Origin of the sequence: Lactiplantibacillus paraxiangfangensis (assembly GCF_036246185.1) — a bacterium.
Taxonomy (GTDB): domain Bacteria; phylum Bacillota; class Bacilli; order Lactobacillales; family Lactobacillaceae; genus Lactiplantibacillus; species Lactiplantibacillus paraxiangfangensis.
This window is the reverse complement of the sequence record NZ_BTPW01000010.1, coordinates 93,014-109,940: the sequence shown is the minus strand read 5'-3', so window position 1 is coordinate 109,940 and position 16,927 is coordinate 93,014. Positions and strand designations below refer to the sequence as shown.

The window sequence follows — 16,927 nt, the reverse complement described above, 5'->3', positions numbered from 1 at the left end:
CGCTCAACTCGGCCTAAAGGCATAATAAAAGCGACTAGACCTCATACTGGGATCTAGTCGCTTTTCTTAGCGCTTTGTTATGGCTCTTCTAGTATTCTTGGCTCTAGTCACCAACTGGATGCCAACCGTTATCTTCACTCAATTGATTCATGTACGTCATATCATCGGTGCTGATTTCAAAGTCCAACTTCGTGTTAGCTTCCACGTGCGCCATTGCCCGGGCCTTTGGTAGCGGTGCAACCCCATTTTGAATAATGAAGCGTAGGGCTAACTGTGGCAAGCTAACAGAGTACTTGTCCGCTAACCGTTCCAACGTTGGGTCGGATAAAAGGCCACCCGTTGCTAGTGGTGAGTACGCTTGGACAACGATCCCCGCAGCTTCCGCCGTCTTAACGATCGAAGCTTGCGTATGACCCACGTAATATTGGATTTGATCAACGGCTGGTTTGACGGTTAAGCCATCCCAAGTCAACAAATTTTCGAGGTCGTGGGAATTGAAGTTTGAAACCCCAATAGCTTTCGCCCGACCACTGTTATAAATATCCTGCATTGCCCGCCAAACATCGCGGTTTTGAGCGTCATAGTTCGCGCCCATCTGGTTCCATGGCCATGGCGCATGAATGATGTATGAGTCGACGTAGTCCAAGTCCAACACGTTTAAACTACTCTCAAAATCGGTCATCGTTTGGTCATAAGTCTTCGTTTCACCAGGTAACTTAGTTTGGACAAAAACGTCTTCGCGGTTAACGTCGGCATCGCGCAATGCTTCCCCAACACTTTTTTCATTCTGATAAGCCTTGGCCGTATCAATAAAGCGATAACCAGCCTTTAAGGCGTTGCTAACGGCGTCGTAGGTTTCCTTACCGGGACGCGTCTGCCAAGTCCCAAAACCAACTTTAGGCATCAATACATCGTTGTTTAACTTAAAAGTATCCGTAATAGTTGTCATCAAAATAGCCTCCTGAATCGTTTATAATGCTACTTTAGGCCCTTCGCCCTACTAGAAGGCAATCATTTTGCTCGTAATTTTCAAATTTCCATCAGATCTTTTAGATCACCACTAAACTTTGTCTACACAACCCCACTAAAAATGGTTGTACTACTTGTTATTTCTATCGGATACTCGGAGGTTGGCACTGATAATATCGGTCGTGATGGTGGCGTTAAGTGGCTTTTTTTGCCGCTTTTACACCACGGACGGTTCGGGACAATTGCGTACCTTGCAAGTGTTCCGGGCGAGGGTTAAGACCGCTCCTCAGGATTAACCCGGTCCCACGACCGCATGTTATCAGCGCCAGCCGGACTAAATTTCCATCAAAAAAAGCGACCCGCAATTGCAAGCCGCTTTGAACGGATCTAGTTTTCAGTTCGCGCTGGACGAATCCGTTTACCCCAGTACTGGAAGTAATCGGTCCGTAGCGCCCCGTTATATAACTTACGACGTTTAGTCGCTTTTTGACCATAGTAGTCTTCAAATTCCAAGTCACTCGTCAAGATATACTTACTCCAACTTGGCAACTTAGCGTAAACCTGACCCATTTGACGGTATAAGATCCGGACACTGTCACGGTCGCTCAACCGTTCCCCGTAAGGTGGATTGGCAATGATGACTCCGTTGATTTTATCGGTCGTAAAGTCTTTAACCGCTAACTGCTTGAAGTTGATGTCGTGTAACAAACCGGCTTCACTGGCGTTTAGCTTTGCAATATCGATCATTTTCCCATCAATATCGTAACCACTAATATCCAATTCGGTATCGTAATCGGCTTGGCTATCCGCTTCATCCCGTAATTCTTGACTTAGGCCGGCAGGAACCCAGTCCCACTTTTCACAAGCAAAGGACCGGTTAAACCCAGGTGCAATGTTTCGCGCTAATAACGCTGCTTCAATCGGAATCGTTCCCGACCCACATACGGGGTCAATGAACGGGTTGTCCGGATACCACTTGGCTAACATGACTAAGGCCGCTGCCATGTTTTCCTTCAATGGCGCGCCACCTTTTTCAACCCGGTAGCCCCGCTTGAATAAACTTGAGCCGGTCGTATCTAGCGTCAGTAAAACGTGGTCCTTATTGATGGCCACTTCTAGTGGGAATAACGCACCGGTTTCTGGTAAATGGCCATTACGGTGATACGTTGATGCGAGTTGGTTGACGATGGCTTTTTTAACGATCGACTGCACATCTGGCACACTGTGTAATTTAGAATTACGTGACTTACCTTCAACTGGGAATTCTGCGTCCATTGGTAGCAACTGATCCCATGGTAAAGCGAGCGTCTTTTCAAATAATTCATCAAACGTGTAGGCGTCAAATTCACCGACAATAATCTTGATTCGGTCAGCGGTCCGTAACCATAAGTTGGTCCGTAAAATATCCTTGATGGTTCCGTCAAAGCGCACCCGGCTGTTTTCAACCTGCGTGTGATAGCCTAAGTCGCGTAATTCCCGACCCACTAAAGCTTCAATCCCACTCGCAGCGGTCGCGATTAATTTAAATTCTTGCATAAAATCCTCCTGCATTCCTCATAATTTCTATTTAGCTAATTCTGTTAAAAACTACCCTACCTAGTTTAGCATATTTCACTAAGCGATAGCGCTACGGGTCGTTCGTTAAATGACCATACAAAAAAACTAGGACAAAAGCGAACTTTTGTCCTAGCGCTCTGTCAACATGTAAATCCCTGTAGGCCACGTTTTGTACCATACTGAAGCACAGACGACAGTCAGTATGGCGGTAATCATCTATCTCAAGATTATTAATCTCCCCTCACACTTTGTTCAATTCCAGTGTGTGAGGCTCCCCTACCGTAGTTTGGGTTTCCCGCTCGTGGGGTTTACCGCGTTCCAAACTAGTCGTTTCCAACTAGTTATCGTCACTGTGGCACTTTTCAGACATACTCGGGCATAGCTTGCGCCTTAGCCGTTTTTGTCGCCGTAATTGATGACAAGCATCAATCCCCCGGTTTATAGCCGAGCACGGACACTACAAGCATCGCAGCTTGTGCGGGCATGGACCTTCCTCAGCCGACATAAGCCGGCCGCGATTACCTAGGATTTACACTGAATCACGCCTTAAAGCCGGTGTGATTCATTTTGATTATTATCTAATTGTGCACCGAAAACATGGCGTTCCAAGTTAGATAAACGTTTCAGAATATCCATATTCGTTACCGTACTTGCCGGTTGTGAAGATGGTGTGGACGCACCAACGGCAACTTGTTTTGTCAACTCGTCAACCTTGGCACGTAACCGTTCGTTTTCATCTGAAAGTTGTTGGTTATCTTTAGTAAATGACTCATAGTCCTTAATGACATTATCTAAGAACCCATCCACGTCAGCAGGATCATAGCCCCGCATTTTTGGTTTGAATTCTTTTTGAAGGATGTCTTTGGGAGTAAAATTACGTTTAGCCATATTTAAAAACACCTCATTGTTATTCGCGCAATGCCTACTAAGCATCCGCATTACTTAAAACATTGTAGCAGACTTTATTCAAAATTAAAACCATTATTCTGCTTTTCTGCATATTCATTGGCACTTTCCTGTAACCAGTCGAAATCAATTAGCGTGATTGGATACGGATGCGCCTCTCCGTATGACCGAATCAAGTCATAATCGTACGATGGTTTTCCGGGGTTATCAGGATCATACACCAAAGCAGCCGCGTCAGTATGGGTCACCATGAAATCTTGGTAATTTTTTAATTGTTGGGGATTTTCATAAGTTTGCTTACTAACCGGTGCGTGAAAATCAACCCGCGACAATAAAGCTTGCAACTTTGCCTGGTTATTTTCATTCCACCGTCCCCCAAATTCACCGTACGGTAACATCATGGCCACTTTTAACTCGGGATACGTTTTTTTTAATTCGAGTCCAACTTCGGCACTCCACTGTTCAATTCCTAGTTGGCCGCCCGTAATTAGCCAGTCCACGCCATCTTCGATTTGGGTCGTCAGGTAATTCGTCAATGCATATTTAATCACTTTGAGTTTATCATCTTGATCACCAAACACATTTAATTCGTAGCTGCGATAACCACTCAGCCATAACCGACTCATAACCAGACCCCTTTCCATCTTTACCATATCTTATGATATCAATTTTACCGCACAACTACCGCGACGACCAGCTTAGCGGTTTACACCATCGCTTCCCCGCAATTGGCTGTGAGTTCGCCTTACAAATTCAGAAAAGTCACCCCCGACCGCATCCCCAGAAACCTCAATCCGTCACTTTTATTGCCCGTTGCCCGGTCCTTAAACGCCGCGCTACGTTTGATTGGTTTCACATTAAGCCTAATAATGGTAAAATATTACATTATTAGGAGGTTGATTAATGTGACGATTCGCTATCCAAACGGCAAAGTCTATCGCCAACCTAGCCATTCAAAATCAAAACCTTCCAAGTTTGCCAATACAAACTTTGGCGACCGGGGAATGAGTTTAGAAGAAGAAATCAATGATAGCAATACTTACTATCTAGAACATGAAATCGCAGTTATTCATAAGAAGCCAACCCCGATTCAAATCGTCAAAGTTGACTACCCCAACCGTAGCGCCGCCGTTATTAAAGAAGCGTACTTTAAACACGCTTCGACGACTGACTACAACGGAGTTTACCGCGGTAAGTACTTAGATTTTGAAGCTAAGGAGACGAAAAGCAAAACGGCTTTTCCACTCAAAAACTTTCATGAGCACCAAATTGAACACATGCGCCAGTGTTTACACCAGGGCGGAATTTGTTTTGTCATCATCCGTTTTGCTAGTTTGGATCGCCTATTTTTATTGAAAGCAACTGACCTGTTTACTTATTGGGATCACCAGCAAGATGGTGGTCGCAAATCAATTCCACTCACGGACATTGAACAGCAGGCTGCGGAGCTGAAGTACCATATCAATCCCCTCATTCCTTACTTGGATGCGATTGATAACATCATTGATGAAGGATCATCAAGTCATTAAAGGAGAACATCATGGCAGGTAACAATGAACAAAACTCACGGGTGGCTCGCAATAAGAACCAAACCCAACCACCGAAGAAACACTGGTTTCGGCGGATAATTTTGACGTTATTAGCACTGTTTGTGATTGGCATCTTATCAGGGGTCGGGTTGTTCTTTTATTACGCTCAAACCTCACCGTCAATTTCCGAGGCTAAAATGCAGGGGGAACCTTCGACTCGCCTTTACGATTCAAACGGTAAGTTAATCGTTGACCTGGGCGCCAACAGTCGCAAATACGTTAAATCTAATCAAATTCCTGATACGCTCAAGAGCGCGGTCGTTTCCATTGAAGACCGGCGTTTCTATAAGCATAAGGGGGTCGATTACACCCGGATCTTAGGGGCCGCCCTCGGGAACTTAAAGGGAAGCTCCCTCGGTATGCAAGGTGGGAGTACGCTGACGATGCAACTCGTTAAATTATCAGTCTTTTCAACCAAAACTTCCGACCGAAATCTAAGGGTCAAAGCGCAGGAAGCTTGGTTGGCCTTAAACGTTGAAAAACATTTCAGCAAATCCCAAATCTTGGAATTTTACGTCAACAAAGTCTACATGGGTAACGGTGTTTACGGGATGGGAACCGCGGCACAGTATTACTACAACAAGTCGCTAAAGGATCTCAATTTGAGTCAATTAGCCCTACTTGCCGGGATGCCACAATCCCCAACTTACTACGATCCAACCGCCTACCCCGCTTACGCCAAAAGTCGGCGCGACTTGGTCCTACAAGCAATGTACGATAACAAAGCCATTACTAAGGAACAAGAAACGGCCGCAATGAACGTTAATATCAAGTCTGGCCTTTCATCCGCGGGGCAAAAATCACTGGCCGCTCAACAATATAAGAGCAAGGTCGCTGACGCCTACATCACGGAAGTTAAAAAGGACTTAGTCAAAAAGGGTTACGATCCTGCGACCGATAACCTTAAGGTCTACACCAACTTGAACATGAACGCTCAACAGCGTTTGTTCGACATTGCGAACACTTCTAAATACGTCAACTACCCTAACAACCGTTTCCAATTAGGGGTTTCCGTGGTTGATTCGTATACCGGAAAGATTTCCGCAATGATTGGTGGTCGGAAACATACGGACGTGACCTACGGGTTGAACCGGGCCGTCCAAACAGACCGCTCGAACGCTTCAACGATGAAACCAATCTTGGATTACGGTCCCGCAATCGAATACGACAGCTGGCCAACGTACAAGACCGTCGCTGATACGAAGTATAAGTACCCTGGTACTGACATCACGGTCAATGACTTTGATAACCGGCACTTGGGTAACATGACCATGCGTCAGGCCCTCGTCCAGTCACGGAATATTCCGGCCGTTCGGACCCTCGAGGCCGTTGGTGTAACACGTGCTAAGGAATTTGCTAATAGTTTAGGAATGGGCTTGGATCACGTCGTTTACTCTAACGCGATTGGGGCTGAAGTTTCCTCCTTACAAGTTGCCGGCGCGTACGCCGCTTTTGCTAACGGTGGGACTTACCACAAGCCGTACTACATTAACAAGATCGTGACACCAGATAATAAGACAACTAATTTCGATAGCACTGGGACCCGGGTCATGAAACAATCGACCGCTTATATTATTACTGACATGCTCAAGGGCGTTATTAACAGCGCCACTGGGACTGGGACCACGGCCAAAATCGGCGGTGTTTATCAAGCCGGTAAGACCGGGACAAGTAATTATGAAGATAAGTACAAGGACAAGGTGCCGTCAGACGCTGAGCCCGATTCTTGGATGGCTGGTTACACCAAGAACTACTCCGTCAGTGTTTGGACGGGTTATGATACGCCTGGTGACTTCTCTAAAGTCAACTATATTGACAACACGACGTCGAAGATTTCACAAGATATTTACCGTGAAATGATGACGTACTTGCAGGAACACTCGCCTAACTCTGACTGGAGCAAGCCTAGTTCCGTTGGGACGGTTAAGAAGAACGGCATCGAAGAACTTTACGTTGTCGGTCACCTCTTCTCAAACTCGGAGGCCGCTTCGGGGACGTCCAGCAAGAACAACGTTAGCTCATCAGCAGCTTCTAGTTCTGCTGAAAAAGAAAGCAGCAGTAGTCACGAAGAGTCGTCCTCAGAATCTTCAAAGGAATCATCCTCTGAGGAATCTTCAAAAGAATCGTCTTCTGAAGAAAGCAGTAGTGAAGCAAGTAGCAGTCACGAAGAAAGTTCTAGTTCGGAAGCTTCATCTGAATCTAGTTCATCCGAGAAACCCGCTACTGACACCAATAATGATCATCAAGAAAATAACTAAAGATTTAAAAAATGACGACTTGCAAATTGCAAGCCGCCATTTTTTTATTGCCATATTATTCGTTGTTATCGACTGGCCCACCTATTCATGCTATTCAACTTGCCCATGCTTAGCCTGATCCAATGACTGCTGCAACCATGCTAAGTTTGACGGATTACTGAGAATGTTTTGGTTTTCTATCAGGTCTTTCCACTAAAATCTCGATTTAGTATTTTTCTAAAAGCCCTCAAGATTAGACTGACTGACATAAAAAGGTAGCTCTAAGAAATCAAGTGATTTCTCGGAACTACCTTTTTTAAGTCTTAACTAAACGTGGTCTTACTTTATTAATTCCGCCGTTTCTTATTGAAGAAACTTAGCAACCCGGTAAAACTGATTACTAGCGCCCCTAAAGCAGCCGCACCATTTGCTGAACTTTCATCGGTCCGTGGCAAGCTAGTTGCTTTAGCCGCCTTAGCGGGTGCTTTTGAATGAGTTTCCCGTAGTTTACCCGTAGGCTGCTTAGTCGTTCCTGCCTTAGCAACAACGGCCGCTTGAACCTTCTCAACTGACTTCTGCTTAGCATTGGTCCGAGTACTGATTGACTGACTTGATTGCGTCGGTACTTTAGCAGGTTTCACCACCGCCGCTTGTCCTGGTTCAACAATTGGTTGGGGCTTATTCGGTTTACTTGCACTATGGTTAAGGCTAGTCGGCGTCACCGTGATCATCGCGGTCCGCTCAACCTGATTGCTGTAAGCATCCGTATTTTGATAGCGTACGGCGTAACTTCCAACTTTAGACGTATCAACCGCTCCGGTCACGTTGAGCTGCTTTACTCCGACTGCCTGACCAGTTGCATCGGTTGCACTGACCAACGCGTCAGCAGCCGTCCAAGCCGTCCCCTGCTTGACCGTCATATTTTTGACAGTTAGCCCTAATTGACTGGCTTTGACGGTGACAAGAATGGTCTTTTGCACCGAATTACCATAGCTGTCAGTCACCCGATATGTGACCGCGTAAGTCCCGGGCACCTTGACATTGACTTGGTCGGCACCCAAAACGCTAACTTGTTTAAAGGCTAACGCCTGACCGTCAGCAGCTTGAGCACTTACAAAACTATCAACGGGCGTCCAAGCTTTGCCTTGCGTCAACGTCACGTTCTTCGCATCGATTGCAACCTGACTAGCTTTAACCGTAATTGTAATCGTCTTAGTAGCCACGTTGCCGTAAACATCCGTGTTGCGATAAGTGACCCGATAAACGCCAGGAACGGTCGTAGTGACTTGCTTTTCGCCACTGACAATGACCTTGTTCAACTGAACTAATTGTCCTTGTGCATCCGTCGCGCTCACAAAGCTATCAGCCGCCGTCCAAAACTGACCTTGCATTAGGCTAGCATTGTTTGCAACTACTGCCACTTGACTGGCTTTAACCATGAGCACAACAGTCTTGCTGGCAGTATTGCCGTAAGCATCCGTGTAACGATAAGTCAGTTCATAATTCCCCGGTGTCTGGGTCGCTACTCGGTTCGCACCGACCACCGTGACCTGGCTAAACGCAACGGGCTGACCATTGGCATCGTTCGCACTAACGAATGCGTCAGCGGGTGTCCATGACTGGTTTTGCATAATTGTCATCCCGTTAGCTTCAATTGCAACGGCCGACTTTTTAACGACCACCGTGACAACTTTGCTAGCTTGATTACCATACTTATCCGTGTAACTGTAAGTCACCGAATAGCGACCAGGCGTCTGAGTGTCAACAGTATCGGCACCCGTGACTGTCACTGCTGAAAGGTCAACTGGATCACCACTAGCATCCGTTGCACTCACAAAGGATTCGGCGGACGTCCATGGTTGACCTTGCATCACCGTGACGTCGTTTGCCGCAATTGCGACGGCCGACTTTTCAACCGTAATCGTTGCAAGTTGATTAGCTTGGTTCCCATAAGCATCCGTGTAACTATAGATGACCTGATATTGTCCAGGTGTCTGCGTATCAACCGCTCCGGTGACTTTTACAGCACTTAATGCAACTGATTGACCAGTAGCATCGCTGGCATTAACAAAAGCATCCGCAGCCCGCCACGTTTGACCCTGCATCACCGTCATGTTTTTAGCCGTCACGGCTACCTGACTAGGCGTTACCGTGACCATAATAATCTTAGTTGCGACATTGCCCTGGCTGTCAGTATAATGATAGGTCACATCATACGTTCCCGGTATCTTAGTTTTAACTTGGTCCGCACCGGTCACCGTTACTTGACTAAAATCAACCGGCTGGCCCTCAAAATCAGTGGCCGAATCAAAAGTATCCGCAGCCTGCCAAGCTTGACCCTGCATCACCGTCGCATCATGTGCAGCCACTGAAACCTGACTAGCAATCACTTTGACGGTTGCAATAGCCTTAACGGCGTTTCCAGCCGTATTTAAAATGCTGTAAGTCACCTGATAGGTTCCCGGAGTCGTGGTATCGACTTGCCCAGTAACGGTACTATCAGTAACTGCCACAGAAAGTCCGTTAGCATCCGTCGCACTGTCAAAATTATCCGCAGCACTCCAATTATTTTGGCCACTCTGGTCAACCACAGAATCATGCACAGTAACGTTCGTCTGATCCGTTTGCCAAACGTAAGTATCCGCTACCGCCGTAGACGTATCGTTGTACAGTTGCATCAATTCGGCTGCCGTGAACGTTTGTCCCGTCGTATTGATCCACTTGCCAGTGTAAGTATCATTTAACGGCGCATCGCCAAGCACTGCACTTTGGTCACTATTTAAAAATGCCACTTTGGAACCCAATTTCAGTACTTGTAAAGTTGGTGTACCAAGTAACATATCTGTAATTGCCGTCGCCGAACTCAAATCCCAGTTTGATAGATCAAGCGTCTTTAAACTTGTATCACCAGTAAACATCTTAGTCACATTGATTGGCCCATTAATCGCCCAATCTTCCGTATTCAAGCTGGCCAAAAGAGGGTCATTGTTAAACATGTTACTAGCATCCGTAACCTGACTCAAATCCCAATTAGTTTGCCCCAACGTTGTTAGTGCCACATCACCGGCAAACATTTCATTCGTGTTGGTATCTTTTCCGAGCCCCCACTGCGATGTATCTAGGTTAGTCAAACTAACATCATTAGCAAACATAAAATTAGATTGCGTCACGTTACTCAGATTCCAATGACTGGTATCTAACGTGACCAATGCTTGATCCCCATTAAACATCGCGTAGGCATTTTGCAAATTGCTGAGGCCCCAACCACTCGTGTCCAATGTGGTGAGCTTTGTATCCCCATAGAACATGTCACTAGCATCCGTTAATTGGTTTAAATTCCACTTTGATGTATCTAAATCAGTTAAATTAGTCACATTACCAAACATATTTCCCGCTTTTTGCAAATTGCTAAGGATCCAATCACTCGTGTCTAATGTGGTAAGTTTTGTATCTCCAAGGAACATGTCACTAGCATCTGTTAACTGGTCTAATTTCCACTTTGATGTATCTATATCAGTTAAATTAGTCATGTGTCTAAACATCCCGTAGGCATTTTGCAAATTGCTAAGGCCCCAACTACCCGTGTCTAATGTCGCAAGATTTGTATCCTCATTGAACATGTCACTAGCATCTGTTAACTGGTCTAAATTCCACTTTAATGTATCTAAATCAGTTAAATTAGTCATGTTACCAAACATATTTTCCGCATTTTGCAGGTGACTCGTATCCCAGTTGACAACGTCTACGGCCGTCAAGCTGCTAGTTTTGTTAAACATACTATCTGCTTGGCTTAAGCTATCCGTCTGCCAATTGGTGAGTGTCAAATCAGTTAGCGCGCTATCATCGTGGAAAAGATAACCCATATCGGTTACTTTGCTAGTCCCCCAGTTTGCCAGATTAACACTGGTTAAACTTGTATCCTGATTAAAGGCTCCCCGAATCGTCGTTAAACTATCCGTCTGCCAATTGCTTAAATCGACCGTGGTCAACTTAGGATCATTGTAAAGAATCTGAAAGGCCGTCGCTACTTGGCCAACTTGCCAGTTTGCGGCCTTGACCGTCGTCAACGCTGGCAATGCTTGCCAGAGACTCGCCAAACTCGTCACGCTACTCAAATTCCAATTATTAGCCTTCACAGTCGTGAGGGCAACGTCACCATTAAACAAGTTATTAACCGTTGTCACAGCACCCGCACTAAAATTATCCGCGTCTAATTCAGTTAAACTCTTAAGTCCAGCAAAAAGACTGTCCAAACTCGTCACGCTACTCAAATTCCAATTATTAGCCTTCAAGGTCGTGAGGGCATCGTCACCATTAAACAGATTATCAACCGTTGTCGCAGCACTCGCACTAAAGTTATCCGCATCTAATTCAGTTAAGCTATTAAGTCCAGCAAAAAGCTTGTTCAAACTTGTGATTTTGGAATTCAACTGCCAACCAGAAACGTTTAACGTGCTTAACCCCGTATCACCCACAAATATATTGTTTAGCGATGTCACTTGGCTGACATCCCAATTTTTAAGATCCAGACTGGTCAGACCACTATCCGCAAAAAACATGGAGTCCATATTAGTGGCCGCACTTGTATCCCAGCTAGACAGGTCCAAATTAGTCAGCTTTTGACACGTGTTAAAAGTCCGGCTCATGTTAGTCACTTTACTAGTATCCCAGCCGCTCACGTTTAAACTCGTTAAGCTAGAATCACCTGCAACCATATTTCCTAAATTGGTCACCTTACTAGTCTTAAAACTCGACAAATCCAAGCTCGTTAAACTAGTCATCCCAAAAAACATATCCGAAAAACTAGTCGACTGGCTCGTATCAAGATTAGTCAATCCATTAATAGTCGTTACTTGGTTTAAATTTTTGAATAAATTGGCTGTACTGGTTCCAGCAGTCACGGGACTATCAATTGAAATCGCGGTGATTTTGGCCGCATTCGGTGTCCACGCATTATTCAAATCCGACGCCGTATTCGCAGTCAGTACCCCAGTATTAAGATGTAATACCCCGTTGCTATCAATATTCCAGTCAGTACCAGCATCAATGTCAGCCGCAACAACGGCCGCCCGTAATAAGGCTGCCCGCTTATTCGTCACTTGTTGGTTAGAACTAGCCATGGCCATCGTCGTCATCACTTTATCAGCCATAACTGGGCTGTCTTGATTGACCATGTCATTAACTAATTCGGTATTAGTTGTCCCATCAACAGTTGAATCAATTGCCGCAACTGCGGTCGTCACTGTCTGATTACCAGTCGCTGACTGTGACGTCTGTGCCTGTTGGTCATTAGCTTGTGCCGCATCTGAGCCTGAACTGACTGGCGCAGCTGTAGCCGTACTAGCGGCAGTTGCACTACTTTTTTGAGTATCAGCAGATAAAGCTGCTGCCGTGTGACCCGCCTGACTAGTCTTACCCGCACTAGCTGAAGTACTAGTGGCAGTCGTGCTACTGGACTGACTCTTTTCGCTGGAACTACCCGCTACTGCACTTGTCGCTGTCTTACTACTCTGAGCCGAAGTTGAACTAACCGTTGTCGCACTCGTGCTGCTGGTTGAAGTACCGCTTGCCGCGGACGAAGTCGTTGAAGCGGCTGAACTAGCCGCACTATTTTTAGCGCTGCTACTCAACGTCACAGCTTTAGCACTTAATTGACTCGCATTACTTGTCACTGAAGAAGCATCATTACTGGTACTGTCCGCTTTGGTTTCATCAGCGTGAACAAGCATCTGATTGCCCTGCCAGGTCGTCATCATTAATACCCCAGCGAACACCCACAAACGCCCTCTGTTGGCTACTTTGTTATTGAAATTATTACGATTCAATTCTTCTCGCTGACTCTTATGCATTTAAAACGCCCCTTGTCTTACCAATCCGTCAAACTTAATTTGAATCTAGTCTGATAAACTATTTGCTCGTATATTTAAATTAGTTTAATCTTTATCGTCATAAATAGTGTACCTGTTAAACTTATAACGTTCAAGCTCACAAACGTTGATATACCGCCATTTACAGTGTGTTTTATATATACAAAAACTGGAACTTGTGTGGTCTCCCAAATTCCAGTTTTAAATTGACTATTAATATTTATTATGAATCATCTACCCGCTAAGCTAATTTAAGGCCCAATTTGGCATTTTTATTATTCATCGGTATTTCTTAATATTATAAATAATTATATCCAGCTGATAAGGCCCATTAGTACTAAGTTTCGAAACAAGTTAAGCACATTGACTTGTTTCACTGTTCACAAATAGCTTTAAATTTTTTGTCGACGATAAAACCCCCAAGGTTAGGATTCAAACCTTGGGGGTTACTTGATTTACTGTTTAGAATTTTCTTCGCCAATCTTAAATAACGGAATCTTAGGTTTGGCGTTCTGACCGACTTGGCGCTTCGGCTTGGGCTCTGAATTCAACCGTTGCTCAATGCTGCGTTGGCGTTCTGCTTCCACTTGTACGGGCGTCTTAAGCCCCCGTTTTTGCCAATTTAGTAAGATTCGATCCATGTACGTTAAATTATAGACTTGCCGCAATACGGCTTCCCGTAGCGCTAATCCAATCACGTCTGGATCGTAATGGTCCTCATCGAACCACTTACTAATGCTCTCCATTTCAATCGGCGATAACGCGCGGCCAAACTCCTGCTGAATATCCGTAAAAACTTTCTGCCGGGGATTGGCCTTTGTTGTCGTCTCGTCCTGAGTTGCCTGGGCCCGTTCCGGTTGCTTGAGTGCAACGACCAATTTATCATACAGCCCATCAAAGTTATAACGATCATGAATCTTTTGATCGTCTCCCGTGACCGATTCAATCGTCAGTAACTTTTTCGCTAACATTTCGTGGAGTCGCTGAAAAACGGTATTTGACGATTCACCAAGGCTCTTAGCAACGACCGCGGCATCGGGAAACTGATTGCCCCGATCCATCAGGCGTTTGAACTGCAGATACACTAAGAACTCATCGTTAGTCACGCCAATTTCACGGTAATGCGCTAATAAGGCGTTGGATAACGTGGTCTCGCCATCATAAATCAATGCGTGTGCTAAAGGTTCCATAGCAACAGCAACCTCCTTTGAACAGTAAGAGCGTGAGACCAGCGCCTCACGCTCTTACTCAATTGTTTCATTTTTAAGTTTACGGGTAAATGCGGTTTAACAAACGTGGGAACGGAATGGTCTCTCTAACGTGATCTTCCGCTGTGATCCAAGTTAAGAAGCGTTCTAGCCCTAACCCGAAACCAGAGTGCGGTACACTACCGTACTTCCGTAAGTCTAAGTACCAAGCGTAGTCCTTAGGATCTAAGCCGGCCTTTTTGACTTGGTCAAGTAGGTATTCGTAGTCCGTCGCCCGTTCAGATCCACCAATGATTTCACCATAGCCTTCTGGTGCCAATAAGTCGGCACAGATGACCACGTCGTCACGAGTTGGGTGTGGCTTCATGTAGAATGGCTTGATAGCTTTTGGATAGTTTAAGACGAAGACAGGTTGGTCAAAGTGATCAGCCAAGAACGTTTCTTCTGGCGATCCAAAGTCCACACCCCAGTCAACGTCAAAGTCGTTGGCTTTTAATAAGTCGATGGCTTCATCGTAACTGATCCGTGGGTAAGGTAACTTCGTATACTTTTTGAGTGTTTCAACGTCGCGCCCTAAAATATCTAACGCGTATTGACAGTTGTCAATGACTGATTGAACTAAGTGCGCGATGTAACGTTCTTGAACTTCCAAGCTTTGTTCTTGGTGCATGAACGCCATTTCGGGTTCAATCATCCAAAATTCAATCAAATGACGACGCGTCTTTGACTTTTCAGCACGGAACGTTGGGCCAAAGGTAAAGACTTTGCCATAAGCCAAGGCACCAGCTTCGGCGTATAACTGCCCACTTTGTGACAAGTAAGCATCCCGGTCAAAGTATTCCGTATGGAACAATTCAGTCGTTCCTTCTGGCGCACTCCCAGTCAAGATTGGTGAGTCCATCTTGATGAATCCTTCTTGATTGAAAAATTCATAAGTGGCACGAATCACTTCATTACGAATGTTCATCGTTGCCCATGGTTGTTTTGAACGTAACCATAAGTGGCGGTGGTCAAGTAAGAAATCAACCCCGTGTTCCTTAGGTGTGATTGGGTATTCTTCACTTTCACCAACAACTTCTAAGTCTTCCACTTCGATTTCGTAACCGAACTTGGAACGACTATCTTCATGAATCACACCCGTGATCCACATGCTAGTTTCTTGCTTAACTTCTTTAGCCAGTTCAAAAACTTCTGGTGTGACTTGGCTCTTCACAACTACTCCTTGGAAAAAGGCAGTCCCATCACGTAATTGTAGGAAGGCAATTTTACCGCTGGAGCGTTTATTGGTTAGCCAAACCCCAATTTTGACTTTTTCATCTACGTGGCTTTTTGCATCCATAATGCTGATCTGTTGCACCATTTACTTACATCCTCCAATTACTTTGCTTGTTCAGCAATTTTTTGTTCAATAAATTTTTGTAAACGTCGATAAGCTTCGCGTAACGAATCCATGTCAGTCGCATAACTCAACCGAATGTGACCAGGTAACCCAAAGGCTTCACCTGGCACTAATCCAACGTGAGCATCTTCTAACACGGCCTGTACAAAAGCTGGTGTGTCTGAATAACCAGTCAAACGTAACGCTTCAGTCACGTCTGGGAACATGTAAAAGGCCCCCGCTGGTTTGCCACCCGGCATCTTAAAGCCTGGTAATCCTGAGATTAACGGATAGAGTTCATTCAACCGCGCTTCAAAACCCTGACGCATCGTTTCAACTGACGACTGGTCACCACTAAAGGCTTCAATCGCCGCATACTGTGAAACGGCGGCCGGATTGCTGGCTGCGTGGCCAAGAACGACCCCCATTTTCGCCATAATGGCTTTAGGGCCCGCCGCGTAACCGATTCGCCAACCGGTCATTGAATAAGCTTTAGAGACACCGTTGATCAAGACGATGTGGTCCATATTGGCATCACCTAACTCCAAAACGGACGTAAAATGATTCCCGTTATAGAGCAACTTCTCGTAGATTTCATCGGCAATGATCAGGATATCATTTTTAACCGCCCAATTAATAATGGCCGTTAATTCTTCCTGACTGAAGACGAGTCCCGATGGATTTTGTGGTGAATTCAAGACTAAGGCCTTGGTCTTTGGGGTCCGTTGGGCTTCTAAGTCCGCAACGGTGAACCGCAACTGTCGGTCCGTCCCAACTTCAACCGGAACGCCACTCGCCAATTTAACTTGTTCAGAGTAACTGACCCAGTATGGGACTGGTAATAAGACCTCGTCGTCCGGATTCAAAATCACTTGAAACAGCGTAAACAACGCCATCTTGGCCCCGTCAGTGACGACGATTTGGCTAGGATCGAAATGATAGCCGTGGTCGGCCTCGATGCGAGCACTGATTACACGCTTTAATTCTGGCAATCCAGTCGCAGGCGTATAAAAACTAGCTTTTCCGTTTTGAATACTATCAATCGCGGCTTGCTTAATATTGTCCGGTGTCTGATAATCTGGCTCACCAATACCCAGATTAATAACATCGATTCCATCAGCAATCATTTGTTTGGCCATCGCACTAGTCTTTAACGTAGCTGACGGTTGAATTTGCATGACTTTTCGTGATAATTTCATAAATATCCGCACCCCTT

10 protein-coding genes and 1 other RNA gene are annotated in these 16,927 nt (G+C 45.4%); 2 read left to right on the top strand and 9 right to left on the bottom strand.

Features of this window, described 5'->3' with window-relative positions; genetic code table 11:
- Nucleotides 1-103: 103 nt before the first annotated feature.
- The 5 genes from AAA939_RS07120 to AAA939_RS07100 form a co-directional block, all read right to left on the bottom strand.
- On the bottom strand, nt 104-949 hold the full coding sequence (locus tag AAA939_RS07120; RefSeq protein ID WP_338208220.1) for an aldo/keto reductase family protein: 846 nt from the start codon (nt 947-949) through the stop codon (nt 104-106).
- Nucleotides 950-1,356: 407 nt separating this feature from the next.
- On the bottom strand, nt 1,357-2,505 hold the full coding sequence (locus AAA939_RS07115; RefSeq protein ID WP_338208219.1) for a THUMP domain-containing class I SAM-dependent RNA methyltransferase: 1,149 nt from the start codon (nt 2,503-2,505) through the stop codon (nt 1,357-1,359).
- A gap of 174 nt (nt 2,506-2,679) precedes the next feature.
- An RNA gene (rnpB, locus tag AAA939_RS07110) (RNase P RNA component class B) lies at nt 2,680-3,056 on the bottom strand.
- A gap of 16 nt (nt 3,057-3,072) precedes the next feature.
- On the bottom strand, nt 3,073-3,414 hold the full coding sequence (gene gpsB / locus AAA939_RS07105) for a cell division regulator GpsB (protein WP_057707095.1): 342 nt from the start codon (nt 3,412-3,414) through the stop codon (nt 3,073-3,075).
- Between the two features lie 74 nt (nt 3,415-3,488).
- A complete protein-coding gene (locus tag AAA939_RS07100; protein ID WP_338208218.1) occupies nt 3,489-4,058 on the bottom strand; it encodes an SLOG family protein in 570 nt (189 codons plus the stop codon).
- Between the two features lie 279 nt (nt 4,059-4,337).
- On the opposite strand from AAA939_RS07100, the gene recU reads away from it, so the two are divergent.
- Both recU and AAA939_RS07090 read left to right on the top strand, forming a co-directional pair.
- Complete coding sequence (gene recU / locus AAA939_RS07095; protein ID WP_338208217.1) at nt 4,338-4,961, top strand: Holliday junction resolvase RecU; 624 nt, start codon at nt 4,338-4,340, stop codon at nt 4,959-4,961.
- An 11-nt stretch (nt 4,962-4,972) separates the two neighbouring features.
- Nucleotides 4,973-7,279, top strand: a complete 2,307-nt coding sequence (locus AAA939_RS07090) for a PBP1A family penicillin-binding protein (protein ID WP_338208216.1) — start codon at nt 4,973-4,975, stop codon at nt 7,277-7,279.
- A gap of 326 nt (nt 7,280-7,605) precedes the next feature.
- Here AAA939_RS07090 and AAA939_RS07085 read toward each other — a convergent pair whose 3' ends face one another.
- From AAA939_RS07085 to AAA939_RS07070, 4 genes are all read right to left on the bottom strand, one after another.
- The gene (locus AAA939_RS07085; protein ID WP_338208215.1) at nt 7,606-13,107 is read right to left on the bottom strand and encodes a BspA family leucine-rich repeat surface protein; all 5,502 of its coding nucleotides are present in this window, start codon (nt 13,105-13,107) and stop codon (nt 7,606-7,608) included.
- A gap of 473 nt (nt 13,108-13,580) precedes the next feature.
- On the bottom strand, nt 13,581-14,315 hold the full coding sequence (locus AAA939_RS07080) for a DnaD domain-containing protein (protein ID WP_338208214.1): 735 nt from the start codon (nt 14,313-14,315) through the stop codon (nt 13,581-13,583).
- A 79-nt stretch (nt 14,316-14,394) separates the two neighbouring features.
- Nucleotides 14,395-15,690 (bottom strand): asparagine--tRNA ligase, encoded by a 1,296-nt coding sequence (asnS, locus tag AAA939_RS07075; RefSeq protein ID WP_057707333.1) that lies wholly within the window; start codon nt 15,688-15,690, stop codon nt 14,395-14,397.
- Nucleotides 15,691-15,710: 20 nt separating this feature from the next.
- The gene (locus AAA939_RS07070; protein WP_338208213.1) at nt 15,711-16,910 is read right to left on the bottom strand and encodes a pyridoxal phosphate-dependent aminotransferase; all 1,200 of its coding nucleotides are present in this window, start codon (nt 16,908-16,910) and stop codon (nt 15,711-15,713) included.
- Between the last annotated feature and the right edge of the window lie 17 nt (nt 16,911-16,927).

Coding starts and splice junctions, on each gene's coding strand:
- AAA939_RS07120 (WP_338208220.1), bottom strand. CDS start 949: ATGACAACTATTACGGATACTTTTAAGTTAAACAACGATGTATTGATG.
- AAA939_RS07115 (WP_338208219.1), bottom strand. CDS start 2,505: ATGCAAGAATTTAAATTAATCGCGACCGCTGCGAGTGGGATTGAAGCT.
- gpsB (WP_057707095.1), bottom strand. CDS start 3,414: ATGGCTAAACGTAATTTTACTCCCAAAGACATCCTTCAAAAAGAATTC.
- AAA939_RS07100 (WP_338208218.1), bottom strand. CDS start 4,058: ATGAGTCGGTTATGGCTGAGTGGTTATCGCAGCTACGAATTAAATGTG.
- AAA939_RS07090 (WP_338208216.1), top strand. CDS start 4,973: ATGGCAGGTAACAATGAACAAAACTCACGGGTGGCTCGCAATAAGAAC.
- AAA939_RS07085 (WP_338208215.1), bottom strand. CDS start 13,107: ATGCATAAGAGTCAGCGAGAAGAATTGAATCGTAATAATTTCAATAAC.
- AAA939_RS07080 (WP_338208214.1), bottom strand. CDS start 14,315: ATGGAACCTTTAGCACACGCATTGATTTATGATGGCGAGACCACGTTA.
- AAA939_RS07070 (WP_338208213.1), bottom strand. CDS start 16,910: ATGAAATTATCACGAAAAGTCATGCAAATTCAACCGTCAGCTACGTTA.